The sequence below is a fragment of the Sporosarcina cyprini genome (assembly GCF_022048975.1).
GTDB lineage: Bacteria > Bacillota > Bacilli > Bacillales_A > Planococcaceae > Sporosarcina > Sporosarcina cyprini.
Window position 1 is genome coordinate 1 of sequence record NZ_JAKMHX010000012.1, and the last position, 18,469, is coordinate 18,469.

The following is an 18,469-nucleotide window of genomic DNA, read 5'->3' on the forward strand; positions in this document are numbered from 1 at the left end:
TGAACCTTCAAAACTGAACGCAAAACGTCAACGTATGAACCGGAGGTTCATATTCCGTAATTATCCTTAGAAAGGAGGTGATCCAGCCGCACCTTCCGATACGGCTACCTTGTTACGACTTCACCCCAATCATCTGTCCCACCTTCGGCGGCTGGCTCCCGTAAGGGTTACCCCACCGACTTCGGGTGTTACAAACTCTCGTGGTGTGACGGGCGGTGTGTACAAGACCCGGGAACGTATTCACCGTGGCATGCTGATCCACGATTACTAGCGATTCCGGCTTCATGCAGGCGAGTTGCAGCCTGCAATCCGAACTGGGAACGGTTTTATGGGATTGGCTCCCCCTCGCGGGTTCGCAGCCCTTTGTACCGTCCATTGTAGCACGTGTGTAGCCCAGGTCATAAGGGGCATGATGATTTGACGTCATCCCCACCTTCCTCCGGTTTGTCACCGGCAGTCACCTTAGAGTGCCCAACTGAATGCTGGCAACTAAGATCAAGGGTTGCGCTCGTTGCGGGACTTAACCCAACATCTCACGACACGAGCTGACGACAACCATGCACCACCTGTCACCGCTGTCCCCGAAGGGAAAGACATGTCTCCATGCCGGTCAGCGGGATGTCAAGACCTGGTAAGGTTCTTCGCGTTGCTTCGAATTAAACCACATGCTCCACCGCTTGTGCGGGTCCCCGTCAATTCCTTTGAGTTTCAGCCTTGCGGCCGTACTCCCCAGGCGGAGTGCTTAATGCGTTAGCTGCAGCACTAAGGGGCGGAAACCCCCTAACACTTAGCACTCATCGTTTACGGCGTGGACTACCAGGGTATCTAATCCTGTTTGCTCCCCACGCTTTCGCGCCTCAGCGTCAGTTACAGACCAGAAAGCCGCCTTCGCCACTGGTGTTCCTCCACATCTCTACGCATTTCACCGCTACACGTGGAATTCCGCTTTCCTCTTCTGCACTCAAGTCCTCCAGTTTCCAATGACCCTCCACGGTTGAGCCGTGGGCTTTCACATCAGACTTAAAGGACCGCCTGCGCGCGCTTTACGCCCAATAATTCCGGACAACGCTTGCCACCTACGTATTACCGCGGCTGCTGGCACGTAGTTAGCCGTGGCTTTCTGACGAGGTACCGTCAAGGTACGAGCAGTTACTCTCGTACGTGTTCTTCCCTCGCAACAGAGCTTTACGATCCGAAAACCTTCTTCGCTCACGCGGCGTTGCTCCATCAGACTTTCGTCCATTGTGGAAGATTCCCTACTGCTGCCTCCCGTAGGAGTCTGGGCCGTGTCTCAGTCCCAGTGTGGCCGATCACCCTCTCAGGTCGGCTACGCATCGTCGCCTTGGTAGGCCGTTACCCCACCAACTAGCTAATGCGCCGCGGGCCCATCCTGCAGTGACAGCCGAAACCGTCTTTCAGAGTTCCTCCATGCGGAGGAACTGATTATTCGGTATTAGCCCCGGTTTCCCGGAGTTATCCCCATCTGCAGGGCAGGTTGCCCACGTGTTACTCACCCGTCCGCCGCTAACTTCAGGGAGCAAGCTCCCATCTGTCCGCTCGACTTGCATGTATTAGGCACGCCGCCAGCGTTCGTCCTGAGCCAGGATCAAACTCTCCATAAAAGAGAAATTCGAATAGCTCGAGTTTCTTGCTGGCATCATTTAAGATGTCAATTTCGAATCCGAAGATTCGTGTTTGTCCTCTTCCCGACGAGGTCGAGTTCAGACTTTATTGTTGACGTTTTGCTGTTCAGTTTTCAAGGTTCATTTCGTTGCTAGCTCGTAGCAGCAACTCTTATATCTTACCACTCTGTCGACTTCCTGTCAACAACTTTTTTCGATTTCTTTTTCAACCGTTTTTCGTTGTTTTTGTTTATCGGAAGTGCAACGTTATTTAATATAACAGCTCTCTAACTTGTTTGCAATACCTATTTCAAAAAAACATTTGTTTTTTCATAAGAAGTTATGAAAACCCGCATAACAACGCACTTCACGTGTTATGCGGGCAAGTAATTAATCCTTTGAACGCATTTGCGGGAATAGCAATACATCGCGGATCGACTGGGAGTTGGTCAATAACATGACCAGACGGTCGATACCGATGCCAAGTCCGCCTGTAGGAGGCAAACCATATTCAAGCGCTTCAATGAAGTCTTCGTCCATTTCATGCGCTTCATCGTTGCCTTGTTCCTTTTCCACAAGCTGCGCTTCAAAACGCGCACGCTGATCAATCGGATCGTTTAATTCCGTGAAGGCATTCGCATGCTCTCTCCGTACGATGAACAACTCAAAACGATCTGTGAAGCGCTCGTCTTTCGGATTCTTCTTCGCAAGTGGAGAGATTTCGACTGGATGTCCGTAAATGAAAGTAGGCTGAACCAACTGCTCTTCTACTTTTTGTTCAAAGAACTCATTTAAGACATGTCCCACTTCCATCATCGCTGTTACTTCGACGCCATGTTCTTTGGCAAGTGCATGTGCCTCTTCCTTCGACATCTCTTTCCAGAAATCCACACCTGTATATTCCTTAACCGCATCCGCCATATGGAGTCGCTTCCAACCCGGAGCCAGGTCGATCATGTCCTCGCCATATTGAACCTTTGTCGTGCCAAGCACATCTTGAGCCATATGAGCGATCATGTTCTCCGTCAATTCCATAATATCTTCATAGTCGGCATACGCTTCATACAGTTCCATCATTGTAAATTCAGGATTATGGCGCGTCGAGATTCCTTCATTACGGAATACACGTCCGATTTCATATACCTTCTCAAGGCCGCCGACAATTAGACGTTTTAAATGCAGTTCAATCGCAATACGCATATAAAGTTCCATATCAAGCGTGTTATGGTGCGTTATGAACGGACGCGCACTTGCGCCTCCCGCGATGGAATGCAGCATAGGTGTCTCCACTTCAAGGAAGCCTTGGTTATCCAAGTAACGGCGCATCGATTGAATGATACGGCTTCTTGTAATGAATGTCACTTTGCTTTCCTCGGAAGAAATCAAATCCAAATAGCGTTGGCGATACCGTTGTTCAATATCCTTTAAGCCGTGGAATTTATCAGGCAAAGGACGCAGCGCTTTCGTTAAGACCGTGAATTCATTCGCCTTAATAGAAAGTTCTCCAACCTTTGTTTTGAATACAAGGCCCTTAATACCGACGATGTCTCCAAGGTCTGCATCATCGAACAATTCATATGCCTCTTCGCCTACCGCATCTTGACGCACATAAATTTGAATTTGACCGCCAAGATCTTGAACGTGCGCAAAGCCGGCTTTCCCTTTTCCGCGCTTCGTCATGATCCGTCCAGCAATTTTCACTTCAATTACCTGCTCATCCAGCTCCTCTTTCGAAACGCCTTCATAAGCTTCTTGTATTTCATTGGAAAGATGCGTCCGTTCAAATCGCATGCCGAACGGATCAATGCCCTTCCCTCTCAACTCATCCATCTTTTGGCGTCTCACCAATAGTTGATCGTTCAATTCATCCAAATGGGACATTTCCTTCGTTCACTCCTTTTAACCATTGTTCGTACATTACACTTATGGCATAACCTTATTGTACACAAAGTGCCTATGTAAAAAAAGCCGCCACGTTAGATGACGGCTTTTCTTCATCCTTCATACAAATATACACCGTATATAGAAGAAACTCTTTATTCCGGCTTGCTCCAGAAATCAACAAGCCTCTTGGCTTCCATCCAACGTACCACTCCGCTGTCCAGTACAGCAGGCTCTGCCGCAAAAGGCAATTCGGTCACCGGATGTTCAATGAGCGGTTCCATTTCTAGCAGCGGAATGAGAACAAAGGCTCTTTCACGCATACGAGGATGCGGCACGAGCAGGTTCTCTGATTCAATATTGTCGTTATTATAGAGCAGAATGTCAAGGTCTACCGTCCGCGGACCCCATCTAACCGTTCGGACGCGACCTTGTTCATTCTCAATTTGTTGACATACTGAAAGTAAATCTTGCGCGCTTAGGCTCGTCTCCACCTTCACAACGAGATTCAAAAAGTCACTTTGGTCGGTATATCCAACCGGAATCGTTTCATACACCGATGAAAGGTTAGCCACAGTAATCCCTTTATGGCCATGCAACGAACGGACGGCATCCATCAGTTGATGCAGCCGGTCCCCGATATTGGAGCCAATTGAAATATAAGCGGTGTTCATTCGAAACTCCCCCTGGTGATATCGACAGAAACAGCCGCGTAGTGTCCAGGAATCGGCGGATCCGGTTTCACGAGAACAACCCGGACGCCTGTTACCTTATCCGGAAATGCACGTAATACTTGTGCTGCAATTTCCTCTGCTACTGCTTCTATCAGCTGATACGGACGCCCTTCCACGACTGACTTGGTTAGTTCATATACTTCTGCGTAATTCACCGTTTTATTCAGATCGTCCGTCCGGCCTGCTTCTTGCAAATCAACCGCCAGTGTCACGGTAGCCCGAAAGCGCTGTCCCAGCCGGTTTTCTTCAGGTAGCGCACCGTGGTATCCGTAAAACTCCATTTCGTGCAAATGAATATAATCCATGAGAAGTCCCCCTTACTTAACCTCCATTTTATTCGCCAGAACATCCATCATTTTCGCCATACGCGCCACTTCTTTCACGTCATGCACCCGCATGATATGACAACCATTGTCAATACCGAAGCAGACGGTGGCGCCTGTTCCTTCCATGCGCTCTTCGACAGGTAGGCCGAGTATTGCGCCAATCATTGATTTGCGCGACGTACCGAGCAGGACTGGGTAGCCTAGGTTGGAAATTCTGCGTAGCCCCTGCATCGTCCACACATTTTGCTGCGTGTTTTTCGCAAATCCGATTCCCGGGTCTAACCAGATGTTGCCCTGAGGTACGCCCGCCTTGATTGCAATCTCCACGCTCTCTTCCAAGTCGCGGATGACTTCATCCATGAAAGGGCCTTGATACACCGCCTCTTCTCGGTTGTGCATCAAGATGATCGGAGCGCCGAACTCCGCTGCTACACTTGCTATAGCCGGCTCACACTTGGCTCCCCAAATATCATTGATAATATGAGCTCCCGCTTTCAATGCCTCTTCAGCGACTTTTGCTTTGTAGGTGTCGATGGAGATGACACAATCCAGTTCCCTCGCCAATACCTCAATTACCGGAATCGTCCGATCCAATTCTTCCTCCAAGGAAACCGGCTTATGGCCCGGACGGGTTGATTCCCCGCCTATATCAATGATTTTCGCGCCATCCCGCAGCATCTCTTCCGCATGTCGCAGCGCCGCGTCAATCTGGCCATATTTACCGCCATCTGAAAATGAATCGGGCGTTACATTCAAGATGCCCATTACAACCGTCTCTTTTTTAAAATCAATTTCGGTACGGCCAAACCGGTACACATCATTCGCATATGTCAGTTCCACAGTTGTCACTCCTCAATCGCTTCAATTGCTTCCTGGTAGATCTGGTGCAATCGATTGTAATAAAGCCCCTCATTTCCCGCAAATATAACTGATCCTATATTCCGGATCGGGACAATCTCCTGGATGGCATTTGTAATAAACACTTCCTCGGCGGCTTCCAGCTCACTCTGCCTGAAATAGCCTTCCGTCACTTCCAGCCCCGCTTGGTGTGCATGCCGGATGATAAAAGCCCGGGTCGTCCCCGGCAAAATTCCCGTACCAACTGCCGGCGTAAAGAGCCTTTCATTTTTCACCCAGAAGACATTCGACGTCACACCCTCCGCCACAAAGCCGTCCGGCGTCAAAAAGAGGCCTTCCTGATCTCGCAAGCTTTGGATTTCTAAACGACCGTGGACATTGTTCAAGTAGGCGTGTGATTTATGCCGCACCCCTGATTCCGGTTTGTTTCGGGGCGTAGAAAGCCACTGCGCCTTCTTTTCAGTCCCTCTTTCCGTCTTCAACAGTTCCTTCCGAAATAACAGGACATTCGGCGTGTCGTATGCTGAGGGGGCCAATCCGATTTCATGCACGCCCGCAGAAACATTTAGACGGAAATAACCGTCCTCTCCATTCGCACTCTCCGTCAAAATTCGGATGGCATCCTTGATGTCAGCATCCGTATAGGGGAATGAGATGTTGTAATCATCCAAAGCTGATCGCAAACGCGCCATATGCTCTTTGAATAAAAACACCTTGCCGCCATATGTCCGAAACGTCTCGAAAAAACCGACGCCGTATAAGAAACCGTGATCGAGGGGAGAAATGCGAAGCTCCTCTGCTCGATAAACAGCCCCATTCATCCAGCAAATCATAGCGGCATGCCTTTTTTCACTCGGACAGCTTCCGCCATTTCTTTCGCCTGCCATAGCGCGTTCGCTTTATTCAATGACTCGATATACTCAGCTCTAGGCACGGAATCCGAAACGAGCCCTGCACCAGCTTGGATAAACGCTTCTCCATCTTTTATATACGCCGTACGGATGACAATGTTCAAGTCGAGGTCGCCATTGAATCCAATCCAACCGATGGAACCGGTATATAACCCTCTCCGCGTCGGTTCCAGTTCCTCGATCAGTTCCATCGTCCGGACTTTAGGCGCTCCGGTAATCGACCCGCCCGGAAAGACGCCACGGATGACGTCTGCATTCGTCTGATCCTCTCGCACCACTCCACGCAGATTGGACACTAAGTGCATGACATGCGAATACTTTTCGATGACCATGAACTCATCCGTCTCCACAGTCCCTTCAGCGCAGATCCGGCTGAAGTCATCAAGCTCGACGTCAACGAGCATTTTATGCTCTCTCGTCTCTTTCGTATTCGACAACAGTTCGGCTTCCAGCTCACGATCTTCTGTCTCATCTTTCCCTCTCGGCCGGGTTCCCCCGATCGGCCTCGTGCTTACCACATCTCCGCGCTTTTTCAAAAGCAGTTCAGGTGAACCGGACACAACAGCAAAATCAGGTGAACCGATTGAAGCCATATAAGGAGATGGGTTAATTGCACGCAGCGCCTCGTACATATCCAACGGATCCGCCTGCAGCATTGCAGATTGGCGGACCGAAAGATTCACCTGGTCAACGTCTCCCAATTCGATAAAACGCTGAACTTCTACCACCATCCGCTCAAATTGCGCGGCATCGACAGAAAAACGGATCTCTTCAGGCACCGCAGTCGGAACGGCTTTCACCTGCAAATCGAATTTTCTCGTCTCCAGCCCTTTTGCCGCAGCGTCCAGCCACTTCTCCTTCATCTGCTTCGGACACACATCGCGATCCGGCAATGTTATAAAATAAACCTGTTCGGTCTCCGTATCGAGTACCGCCCACTGATCAAACAAATAAAAATAGACATCCGGTGTCTCTAAATCGTTTATCGCAACAGACGGCAATGTCTCATACCTGCGAACATAATCATAGCTGACGAATCCAATCGCTCCACCTTGAAATTCAGGCAGTTCAGGTACAGAGCCAACTTCAAAAGAGCCGAGAAATGACTCGATCGCTTCCAGCGGGTCTTGTCCTGCCTTACTTTCCGTTGCACCATCCCGCCAAGTCACTTCCAATGAATCACCTTCGGATGCCTGCAAAGTAGCAAGCGGGTTTATCCCAGCAATACACAATTTGCCGGTCCGGCCGCTTTCCAGCAGAACATGCCGTTCCGTTTCACCCGCAAGTGTTTTGTATGCATAAAAAAATGCCTCTCTCGTCATTTTCGCAGTTTCATAATCCAGTTGCCGAATATCCATTCTTGCATTCTCCTTCTATTGCTTTGGTACCCTCATCTTAACGCGAAAAAGTGTAATCACGCCACTATAAAAAAGAGCCGGAAATAATATGTATAAAAAAAGGGAGGGCCACTTGCTCCCTCCGCTGTCCATCTTATTCGCTTTCCTCAAAGTTATATAGAGGAGTACTCAAGTAGCGTTCCCCGTTAGACGGCAGGATGGCTACTACTTTTTTACCTTTCCCAAGCTCTTTGGCTACTTGCAAAGCAGCGAAAATAGCTGCTCCAGAAGAAACGCCTCCCAGTACGCCTTCTTCACGTGCTGCACGGCGGGCCGTGTCATACGCATCATCATTGGAAACTTGGATAATTTGATCATAAATTTCCGTATCCAACACCTTCGGAACGAATCCAGCGCCAATTCCTTGGATTTTATGTGGACCCGGCTTGCCACCTGATAATACCGGGGAGTCTTCCGGTTCAACGGCTACGATTTTCACTTCCGGGAAGCGTTCTTTTAATACGCTGCCTACACCTGTGATTGTACCGCCTGTACCGATACCTGAAATGAATGCATCCACACGATCCATCGCATTCGCAATTTCCGGTCCTGTTGTCAGGCGGTGCACTTCGGGGTTCGCTTCGTTATTGAACTGCTGCGGCATGAACCAGCCGTTTTCCTCTGCGAGCTCTTCCGCTTTTGCGATGGCACCTTTCATTCCTTCGGCTCCCGGCGTCAACACCAAATCAGCGCCGTACGCCCGCAGTAGGTTTCTCCGCTCCAAGCTCATCGTGTCCGGCATGACAAGGACAGAACGATATCCTTTTGCCGCTGCAATCATCGCTAAACCGATCCCCGTATTGCCGCTGGTCGGTTCAATAATCGTGCTGTCTTCCTTCAATTCACCGGATTTTTCCGCTGCTTCAATCATCGCCAGGGCAATCCGATCCTTCACACTGGAGCCCGGATTGAAATATTCTAGTTTCAAATAAATCTCTGCATCTTCAGGACCCGTCATTTTGTTTACACGAACAAGCGGCGTTTGCCCGACCAAGTCCGCAACTGAATTCCCCACTCTTGTCATATTGTATCCTCTCCTAATCCCTACTACTTTCATATGTTTTATAGTATTAATAATACGCTCCATTCGTTCCAATTGTCAACTCGGAGGAAATGCCCCAAAATATGATTCCCTTCTGTCACTCCTTGTCCCTTTCCCCTGACCGTGATAAACCGAAACATAAAAAAGCGACGCACGAGCCCGCCGCTCCTCCGTCGCTTTCGTTCTTATTTCCACAAATTTTTATCACTTTCCGTAAAACCATTCCGCGTCAAATTCCTTCCAGAACGCTTCCGGTGTCACAGATTGAGATAATTGTTCAAGCGCAAGTTCCCTCCGGATATGATCTTCCACTTCACCATAAGAGAAAGAACGGCCTTCGATGACTTCCTTCACTTGAATGACTGCATATGTACCAGATTGCAAACGGATGACATCACTTGTGCCGCCTTCTTTTACTGTAGGAACGGCTTTGACAATTGCTCCATCCACTGTTTCTGAAGAGGCGTTCAAGTAGCCTAAATCCCCGCCCAGACTGGCAGACGCCAAATCTGTGGAACGTTCTTTGGCAAGGGCATTGAAATCAGAGCCCTTTCCCAATTCCTCGACCGTCTTCTTCGCTTCTTCCTCTGTCGGCAAGAAGATGGAGGCCGTCCGATAAGCCGTTTGGATATTATACAAGGATTCGTTTTCCTCATAGTAGGCCTTGACCGTTTTATCCGTGATCACGACATCGTTCGTCAATACTTTTTCCAGGATGAGATTGGAGCGGATTTTCTGCCTCGTCTCCTCAGCATCCAGGCCTGAATGGGTTTGCCCGTCCACTGCTGAAATAAGCGCCAACTCGAGATTGATTTCATCGTCGGTCACTTTAATTCCATATTTTTTTGCCGCTTCTTCCATGACCCGTTCATTCACCAGCTCCAGCAACACATCACGGCCCACTTTCTTCTCCATCGCCCGTAGCCAGTCCGCCCGCGTGATCGGCTTGCCAGCGACCGAAGCGACTTCTTCCGTCGCTTCGATCGGCTGTTTATCGGGAATCAGCCACCCGATGAACCAAAGCAAGTTCGTGAACAGCAAAACGCCGATCAAGATAAGCAAAGGCTTTGTCTTCAGCCGACGCTTAGCCGGATGGGCCGCATCCTGCGCTTCACGCCTGTGACCGTATTTCATCAATAAAACCTTCCAGATCTTCTTTCGTATACACATACTTTTCTAAACAAAAGTGGCATTCCGCCTCCGCTTGGCCATCTTCCTCGATCATGTCGCGGATCTCTTTTTCTCCGAGACCGATGATCGCATTGCCAAAACGCTCTCTGGAACAATTGCAGCTGAAGGTTACCGGCATCCGGTCAATCACTTGGACATTATCACGGCCGAGCACTTCCTCCAATATTTCTTCTGGCGTCAATCCACGATCGATCAATTTCGAGATCGGCTCTACAGTAGAAATACGCTTCTCGAGTTCTGTGATTGTTTCATCTGTTGCACCCGGCATGACTTGGATAACGAATCCACCTGCCGCTTTCACGGTATTATCCGGATTCACAAGGACACCTAACCCCACTGCGGATGGCACTTGTTCAGATACGACAAAATACTGTGTAAAATCTTCCGCAATTTCACCGGAAACGAGTGGCACCTGCCCTGTGAAATAATCGCGAAGCCCCAAATCCTTTACGACAGTGAGCATCCCTTCTGTTCCAACAGCCCGGCGGACATCGAGCTTGCCCTTTTCATTCAAATCGAAATGGGTCTGCGGATGTGTCGCATACCCGCGCACTTCGCCTTTTGCATTCGCATCAGCAACAATCGGGCCAAGAGGACCATTCCCCTCAATCTTCACCGTCAGCTTCTCTTCGCCTTTCAGCATAGCACCCATCATGACGGTAGCCGTCATCGAGCGGCCAAGTGCAGCTGTCGCAGTCGGCCAAGTATAATGGCGGCGCTGCGACTCGCTTACCGTCTCAGTCGAACGAACCGCATAGGCTCGGATTGTATTATCGAACGCCAGCGCTCTGATCAAATAATCACTCATTATTTCCACTCCTCTTACACATTTCGCTCATAAATTAAATGAAGTCCCTTTAACGTCAAAAAGCTGTCGACAACATCGATGACATCCGTCTCGCTTGCAATTAAATCTGCCAGCCCGCCTGTTGCAATGACTTTCGGTTCCACTTTACTTTGCGCCTTTATACGGCCGACGATACCTTCGACTTGTCCTACATAGCCGTAGACAATCCCCGCCTGCATCGCAGCAACTGTATTCTTTCCAATTACTTGTTCCGGACGTACCAGTTCGACGCGAGGCAGTTTGGATGCCCGGTCAAACAGAGCTTCCATCGAAATGCCCACACCAGGAGCAATAGCGCCTCCCATGTACTCGCCTTTCTCATTGACATAGCAATACGTCGTCGCCGTTCCAAAATCAACGATGATGAGCGGATCTCCATACTCATGGATCGCTGCAACCGCGTTGACAATCCGGTCCGCCCCAACTTCACGCGGATTTTCGTATTTAATATTCAATCCCGTTTTGACGCCAGGCCCGACGATCAATGGACGAATATCAAAGTATTTCCGGCACATTTGTTCAAGCGGGAACATGACCGGCGGAACGACAGAAGAGATGATAATACCTGTTATGTCGCTAAACTCCAATCCAACATGGGAGAATAATGCTTTTACAGACATCGCATATTCATCTTCCGTTTTATGGCGATAGGTCTCCATGCGCCAATGATATTTCAATTCACCTTGCTCATAAACGCCTAGCACGATATTTGTATTACCTGTATCCAACACTAAGATCATAATCGTTTCCTCACTAACATCGGGTTTTCCAGAACATCATACCATAATCGGTTGAATGAAAAACAGTCGACTGCTTTTTTAAAAGTCAGTCGACTGTTTCCTATCAGTCCCTGCGTTCTTCTTCGATTGGTGGAAGAGGACGTTCTGGGCCAGTTTCTTTCGGCAAATCCGCAACAGATGGATCGTTTGGTGCGCCTGTAACATCCGGATTCACTTCATCCTTTGATTCGGCATCATCTTTCGACGCATCGGCTTGTTCTTCTTTGCCATTTCGCTCATACGAACGCTCCGGCAATGTACCGTGATCTTTCAAATGATTGATCTGCTCGGCATCGAGTGTCTCCACATCGAGAAGAGTCGTAGCGATCAAATCGAGAAGTGAACGATTCTCTGTAAGGATCTGTTTTGTCCGATTGTATTGTTCTTTAATAATTCTTTGCATTTCCTGATCAATCTCATATGCGATCGAGTCGGAATAGTTCTGATCGGAATTGAAATCCCTGCCAAGGAACACGTTACCGCCTTGCGCCTGGCCGAATTGCATCGGGCCGAGCTTGTCACTCATACCGTATTCCGTCACCATGGAACGGGCAATTCCTGTGGCACGCTGGAAGTCATTGTGCGCACCTGTCGATACTTCGCCAAGCACGATTTCTTCCGCGACGCGGCCACCTAATAGACCCGCGATTTTGTCTAGAAGCTCTGGCTTCGTCATGAAATAACGATCTTCCTTCGGTAGCATAACTGCATATCCGCCTGCCTGGCCACGTGGTACGATGGTTACTTTATGGACGATTTCAGCGTCATCCAACATGAGGCCGACAACAACGTGTCCTGCTTCGTGGAAGGCGACGATATTCTTTTCCTTTTCGGAAATGACGCGGCTTGTTTTAGCTGGACCTGCAATAACGCGGTCTGTCGCTTCATCAATATCCGCCATATCGATTTTCAATTTTCCTCTGCGGGCAGCAACAAGTGCAGCCTCATTCAACAAGTTCTCAAGATCAGCACCGGAAAAACCTGGTGTCCGCTGCGCAAGAGCTTTCATGTTAACCGATTCATCAAGCGGTTTGTTGCGAGCATGTACTTTAAGCACTGCTTCACGGCCTTTTACATCAGGACGGCCAACCGTGATCTGACGGTCAAAGCGTCCCGGACGAAGAAGAGCCGGGTCCAAAATATCTGGACGGTTCGTCGCAGCGACAATGATAATTCCTTCGTTACCGTCGAAACCATCCATTTCAACGAGCAACTGGTTCAAAGTCTGCTCACGCTCATCATGGCCACCGCCAAGACCGGCGCCACGCTGACGGCCAACCGCGTCAATTTCATCGATAAAGATAATACAAGGCGCATTTTTCTTTGCATTCTCGAATAGGTCACGAACACGGGATGCACCGACACCGACAAACATCTCAACAAAGTCAGAACCGGAAATCGAGAAGAACGGCACGCCAGCTTCTCCTGCTACCGCACGGGCCAGCAATGTCTTACCTGTTCCCGGAGGTCCTACTAACAAGATCCCTTTCGGAATGCGAGCACCAAGCTCGGCAAACTTCCGGGAGTCTTTCAGGAAGTCAACAACCTCTTCCAATTCCTGCTTTTCCTCATCTGCACCCGCCACATCCGAAAAACGCACTTTCTTGCGTTCATCCGTATGAAGCTTTGCTTTGCTTTTACCAAAGTTCATGACACGGCCACCACCGCCGCCTTGCGCTTGGTTCAACAAGAAGAAGAACAGGATGATAATGATGATGAATGGAACAAGTCCTGTAAAGAAGGATACCCACGCGCTTGTTTCAGGAGCTTGCTTGATAATCAGCTCTGGATTTTTCGCCTTACCCTTATCCATATACTGGTTCATCACTGTTGTATCACTGGTCAGGATGTTGGTCGTAAATTTCTTGCCTTCTTCATACCCTTTCATCGTTCCGACGACGTTCACGACGAGATTGACCGGTTGAAGTGTGATAGACTCTACATTGCCTTTTTCCAACTCACTATAGAATTTGTCAGTGGTGATCTCTTCCATCTTTGGATTCGGATTATTTAGTGAACTGAAAATCCCCATGATGGCAAGGAAAATCAGTCCGTATAATAGAAAGTATCGAAGTATTCGATTCATCCCAAGCCTCCTCATTTCTTCAACAGAAAACTATTGTAAATCTTAACACAGATAGGAACCAATCTACAATGAAAACGACTTATGGAAAAAGCTTTCCGTCGCCCTTGAGGAGGACTTGTCGGAAAGCTTTCAAAAAGAGTAGATTTCCTTTTTCAGAACACCGATATAGGGCAAGTTGCGATATTTTTCCGCGTAGTCCAGTCCGTATCCAACAACGAACGCATCCGGAACGAGGAATCCAACATGGTCAGCACTCAAATCCACTTTCCGGCCGGTCGGCTTATCAAGCAGCGTGACAATTTTAATGGATTTCGCTTTGCGATATTTGAACAGATCGACAAGGTAATTTAATGTTTTCCCGCTGTCGATGATGTCTTCGATAATTAAGACGTCTCTTCCCTCGACACTCGTATTCAAGTCCTTGACGATTTTTACTTCTCCCGAAGAAACTGTCGCGTTTCCATAGCTGGACACATCCATGAAATCCAATTCTATGTATGCATCGATCCTTTTAATCAAATCGCTCATAAACGGAAGAGCGCCTTTGAGGACTCCGATGGCTAGCGGGAATTTATCCTTATACTCCTCAGACAGGACAGCTCCAAGCTCCGCTATCTTTTCTTGAAGTTGTTCTTCAGTAATCAATACTTCTTCGATATCTTTCTCTAACATCGAAAGTCCTCCTCTTTCCAAATGATGTGATGGACAAACAAATACGTCTCCACTTATTGAAGTGAAGGGACTTATGTACCCGCCAACTCCTGATCGGAACCATAACATTTGCCAACAGATTTCACCATGAATACATACTCTTCCCCAATTGCCTTCCTGGAAAACAACTTTCCATAACGAATGTTAGGCACTGCGCAAACTTCGTCATTTGCAGTTACAATGATCGGAAGCCTCTCCCTTTTCTGTGAAGCGACCTTTTCATCAATGAACAGGCGGGATAACCGCTTCGGCTCTGCCATTCCCTTCAGCCAAATCCGGTCACCGTCTTTCCTGGCTCTTGCAAAAAGCGGCAACTCCCCTGCAGGCAGCGTAAAATACATACGCTCCTCGCATTCATTGGAAGGTGGCAGGCTTTCTGCAGAAACAGCATTCCAGTAAAAGTACTGTTCCCCCCACTTTGTCCAGGTGCCTTTCAGCAGTTCCTTTGGTGGATCGGGCTCCGCCTGTTGAACGCTTTTTTCGAACCGCAAAACTCCATATTCCCTTATGCAAAGATACCCGCCAGGAAGATGGAGTGCCGCATTTCCAGCATCCGTCTGCATTTGGCGCAGGAGCTGCTCGATAAGTGCCGCACTGTACTCGACAGGTATTTTTTCCCCACGATAAAGATAATTTAATAGTAGAGGAATCATCCTTTTTTGTAAAGCAGGGTGCATACGGACAAACCGCTTTATTTCAATGGACGGAAGACACTCAGCTGCCAATGTAAGCATCCCGGAAAGCGCCTCGCTTGCCATGCCGTTCAGTAATGCATCATCCTCCTGGAGACTCTCCGCCATTCGGACGGAGTTGACCGCTGCCATATGATTTGTTTTAAGAATCGGCGGCACCGCATGATGCCTGAGATAGTTGCGTGTATACTTATCACTGGCGTTGCTCGGGTCTTCACGGTGCGCAACCCCCAGCTTTTCAATAAATGATCGGATCTCCAATTTATTCACCGCCATAAATGGTCGGATAAGCATGCCTCCTTCAACAGTTCTTGCATCACGCATCCCGACAGGAACACTTCCCTTGGATAGCTGCATGAGGACCGTTTCCAGCTGATCCTCCGCATGATGCGCTACTGCGAGCTTCGTATAGCCACCTTCCTCCATCACTTTCGCAAAGTAGCCATATCTCTCCTTTCTGCAAACATCCTGTACATTGCCGCCTTCCTTTCTTATCAGTTCGGGTATTGGCACCTGGCCACCGTAAAACGGAATATCAGTCTGCTCGCAAAGATTTTTTACATACACCCCATCCTCTTTTGATTCTTCGCCGCGCAGCATATGATCTACATGGACTGCCGCGAGTTCGATGCCTATGAGTTCACGCTGCCTGGCGAGAAAAAGAAGCAGGCCGACCGAATCAACGCCGCCTGAACAAGCGACGAGGATCCGGTCCCCCCGTCCAATCAAAGCTCTCCTTTCTATATAGTCCATCACTTTTCGTTCAAACTTGTCCATTTAGGACCCTCCATTACATCAAGATCTTGCTTCTATACTACCACCCTTTCCCGGGAAATAATTCGATCATGCGGACGGATTGTTTGCCACTTCGGCAAAATGTGATCGATTTTCATAACTAGCACCGTCCTGTCATCCGCCACCATCCCAAACTTCCTCTCCATTTCTGCCATTATTTTATCCGACACTACTTCCGCACTTAAATCCCCATGCGTATCCAGGATCCGGTAAAGTGTCTGCTCCTGCTTTTCGATAGACACATTCGGATGGAACATCCCATCCGTCAACATGACAATCAAATCACCCGACTTCAATTCTTCATTTTTCGCTTCGACCGAGAAGGATGGCAAGAAGCCGACGGGCACCGATTTGCTATCCAGGCGAATGAATTCCTGGCCTCTCTTAATGTATGTGCTCATGGAACCGGCCTTCCACGACCACAGCTTGCCATCCTGCAAGTCGAGCAATGCCAAATCGAGTGTCGCATACATATCATCAAGCCCATTCAACGACATCATATAATGCAACGTATGCATCGCTGTTTCGGGATCCATTTTCCGGTCAAGGCATTCCCGCATCAGGCGGATCACTTTTCGGCTCTCCCGGTAAGCGTTTACATCCTGGCCCATTCCGTCCGAGAGCAGGACTGCTGTCAAGCCGTCATGAATCGGGAAAATTTCATAAGCATCTCCCGCAAAGAAAGTCCCTGTGCCCGCCGTCGCCACAACGCCATATTCCATCGAAAAACGGACAGCTGAGCTGAACGTCAATTGGAGATGCGGAAAAGGAAGCTGTTCCGCAACAGATTTGGCCACTTTGAACGGTTCTCCGTACATCTCTTCTAATATTGGCACAATCAACCTTTCAGCAACTGTCGTATCCGTTTCAAATGCCGATCGTTTCTCCGGAACTGAACAGACAATTTGATAGGCCCCTCTCACCTCCGATAAAATATCGATTTGATAAAATTCGATTCCTTGCCGCTCCATCCGTTTGGCCAATTCCTCCTCTGCCACTTTATGAACAGATAAATCCTCCTTTATTTCACTCATGATTTTTTCCAGATGACTGCTCATGTCTCGAAGCTGCAGGGCGAGCATCTTCCTGCCGTGCTGCAATTGCCCCATCAGCAGCCGGTTCGTCGACTGCTCTTCCATTTCAGTAATTAACCCGTTGGACCGGATGCATTTCTGTTTAATCCGCTCCTCCACCCGGTGCCGGGCCGCTTTTTTTGTTGCAGAATACGTTGATTCCCATTCGTAAAGAAGCCTCGCCATCCCTTCATCCTTATTTTCCCAGCATTTAGAATACCGGAAGCACGACTGACAGATCGTCGGAATCGCACGATCCGGCTCCTCTTGATCATCTGAAAAGCGGTCATTCACCAAAGTGGACATGAAGTTAGCAAATTGCTGAAAGTCCTTTAATTGCTCGTTCATCCGATCGGTCAACCATTTTTGCCGTTTTACCGACATATCTGGATTCTCCGTAACAAAAATATTGCGGATCGGTTCCATTTTCTTTGCAGGCACGAGGAAAAATAGGAACGAAGCGGCCGCGATCGTATAAAAATGGGAAGCGTCCAATGGCAATGTTAAGTCATAGAGAAGAAAGAAGACGGAAACAGCCAATCCTCCCGTCGCAATTCCGAGCTTACCGAGCCTCCGAAAGGCACCCGCAAAAAAGCCCGTCATTCCATAAACCGCCATCATGCCGGTAAATGAAAGCTCTGCAATGCCGGCGATGGCCGCAATCATCATCGCGATTGTCGTAGAAAACGGCAATCCTCCCGCTAATGCCGCAAGAAGGATAGTTAAATGCAGGAGAACTCCTGGAATGGACACCGGTCCAATCATCAGCCCGCCCATCCCGGTTGTCGCCATCGTTCCAACTATACAAATGGCGCCCAGCCTTTCAGGAGTCCATTGGCCAAACAAAATTCGTTCCGTATGAGGAAACGCGACAAGGAGGAAAAATGTCATGAAAAGGGCGATCACCGCCTCAAACCCGATCGTCAGCTGGACGATAACCGGAGGATTCCCGCCAAACATAATAAATTGCCATACGACTTGGACGACAATGATACAACCGGCCACTGTGAGCGGGATGGACTTGCGCAGTAGCGGCTGCTTTACAACGACGCTGAAAAGCAACAGCTCCAGCAAATGAATGACGGCTTGTCCTACTCCTAATAATGCACTCCCTGCCATTCCTCCAATGAATGCCCAAAGGAGATGCTTACGGAAACGGAGCTGCGCCAATGCCCAAATCGGCAAAAAGAAAGGAACTGCGGAGTCGAATAAAATTGCTTGGGATAAGAAAAAGGATCCTACTAAAAACAAAGCCGCCAGCGCAATATACAGTTTTCGCTTCATTACCGACTCGACCGCGTGGCGGATTTGTTGACTGACCGGTCTCTCCAGATTACCTATCATCTTCATTTCCATATTCCCCCTATGTCTGCTTTTCTCAAAGTATACATAGGACTTGGAACAGATTTTGTCTGTTCATGACAAGGGTGCCAAAAAATCTTTCGACGTGTTACGGACAATTTCTCTACTTTTTCTTGAAGAGTAGTTGACATGTATCACAAACGCATGTAATATGTTGATTGT

General features: G+C 48.7%; 14 protein-coding genes and 1 rRNA gene. All 15 read right to left on the reverse strand.

The window, feature by feature from the left end; genetic code table 11:
* Positions 1-70 precede the first annotated feature (70 nt).
* A 16S ribosomal RNA gene (locus L7D49_RS01755) occupies positions 71-1,622 on the reverse strand.
* 390 nt (positions 1,623-2,012) lie between these two features.
* On the reverse strand, positions 2,013-3,503 hold the full coding sequence (lysS, locus tag L7D49_RS01760; RefSeq protein ID WP_238079113.1) for a lysine--tRNA ligase: 1,491 nt from the start codon (positions 3,501-3,503) through the stop codon (positions 2,013-2,015).
* Positions 3,504-3,658: 155 nt separating this feature from the next.
* Positions 3,659-4,177 carry a 2-amino-4-hydroxy-6-hydroxymethyldihydropteridine diphosphokinase gene (gene folK, locus L7D49_RS01765; RefSeq protein ID WP_336246358.1) on the reverse strand — a complete coding sequence of 173 codons (519 nt, stop codon included), beginning with the start codon at positions 4,175-4,177 and terminating at the stop codon, positions 3,659-3,661.
* Entirely contained in the window at positions 4,174-4,542 is a 369-nt protein-coding gene (folB, locus tag L7D49_RS01770; RefSeq protein WP_238079114.1) for a dihydroneopterin aldolase, read from the reverse strand. The genes folK and folB overlap by 4 nt, the downstream gene beginning before the upstream one ends.
* 12 nt (positions 4,543-4,554) lie before the next feature.
* Positions 4,555-5,403 (reverse strand): dihydropteroate synthase, encoded by an 849-nt coding sequence (gene folP / locus L7D49_RS01775; protein ID WP_418895842.1) that lies wholly within the window; start codon positions 5,401-5,403, stop codon positions 4,555-4,557.
* 5 nt (positions 5,404-5,408) lie between these two features.
* Positions 5,409-6,254 carry an aminodeoxychorismate lyase gene (gene pabC / locus L7D49_RS01780; RefSeq protein WP_238079115.1) on the reverse strand — a complete coding sequence of 282 codons (846 nt, stop codon included), beginning with the start codon at positions 6,252-6,254 and terminating at the stop codon, positions 5,409-5,411.
* Positions 6,251-7,690, reverse strand: coding sequence for an anthranilate synthase component I family protein (locus L7D49_RS01785; RefSeq protein WP_238079116.1), 1,440 nt, complete (start codon positions 7,688-7,690; stop codon positions 6,251-6,253). Before L7D49_RS01785 ends, pabC begins: the two co-directional genes overlap by 4 nt.
* A gap of 133 nt (positions 7,691-7,823) precedes the next feature.
* Positions 7,824-8,753 carry a cysteine synthase A gene (cysK, locus tag L7D49_RS01790; RefSeq protein ID WP_238079117.1) on the reverse strand — a complete coding sequence of 310 codons (930 nt, stop codon included), beginning with the start codon at positions 8,751-8,753 and terminating at the stop codon, positions 7,824-7,826.
* Between the two features lie 222 nt (positions 8,754-8,975).
* Positions 8,976-9,905, reverse strand: coding sequence for a peptidyl-prolyl cis-trans isomerase (locus L7D49_RS01795; RefSeq protein WP_238079118.1), 930 nt, complete (start codon positions 9,903-9,905; stop codon positions 8,976-8,978).
* Positions 9,883-10,770: an Hsp33 family molecular chaperone HslO gene (gene hslO / locus L7D49_RS01800; RefSeq protein ID WP_238079119.1), complete on the reverse strand. Its 888-nt coding sequence runs from the start codon at positions 10,768-10,770 to the stop codon at positions 9,883-9,885. The genes L7D49_RS01795 and hslO overlap by 23 nt, the downstream gene beginning before the upstream one ends.
* A gap of 14 nt (positions 10,771-10,784) precedes the next feature.
* On the reverse strand, positions 10,785-11,549 hold the full coding sequence (locus L7D49_RS01805) for a type III pantothenate kinase (RefSeq protein ID WP_238079120.1): 765 nt from the start codon (positions 11,547-11,549) through the stop codon (positions 10,785-10,787).
* Between the two features lie 103 nt (positions 11,550-11,652).
* Positions 11,653-13,674, reverse strand: a complete 2,022-nt coding sequence (gene ftsH / locus L7D49_RS01810; RefSeq protein ID WP_238079121.1) for an ATP-dependent zinc metalloprotease FtsH — start codon at positions 13,672-13,674, stop codon at positions 11,653-11,655.
* A gap of 129 nt (positions 13,675-13,803) precedes the next feature.
* Positions 13,804-14,346 (reverse strand): hypoxanthine phosphoribosyltransferase, encoded by a 543-nt coding sequence (gene hpt, locus L7D49_RS01815; RefSeq protein WP_184212206.1) that lies wholly within the window; start codon positions 14,344-14,346, stop codon positions 13,804-13,806.
* Positions 14,347-14,417: 71 nt separating this feature from the next.
* Positions 14,418-15,854: a tRNA lysidine(34) synthetase TilS gene (gene tilS / locus L7D49_RS01820; RefSeq protein ID WP_238079122.1), complete on the reverse strand. Its 1,437-nt coding sequence runs from the start codon at positions 15,852-15,854 to the stop codon at positions 14,418-14,420.
* Positions 15,855-15,886: 32 nt separating this feature from the next.
* Complete coding sequence (locus L7D49_RS01825) at positions 15,887-18,295, reverse strand: SpoIIE family protein phosphatase (protein ID WP_238079123.1); 2,409 nt, start codon at positions 18,293-18,295, stop codon at positions 15,887-15,889.
* Positions 18,296-18,469: the final 174 nt, after the last annotated feature.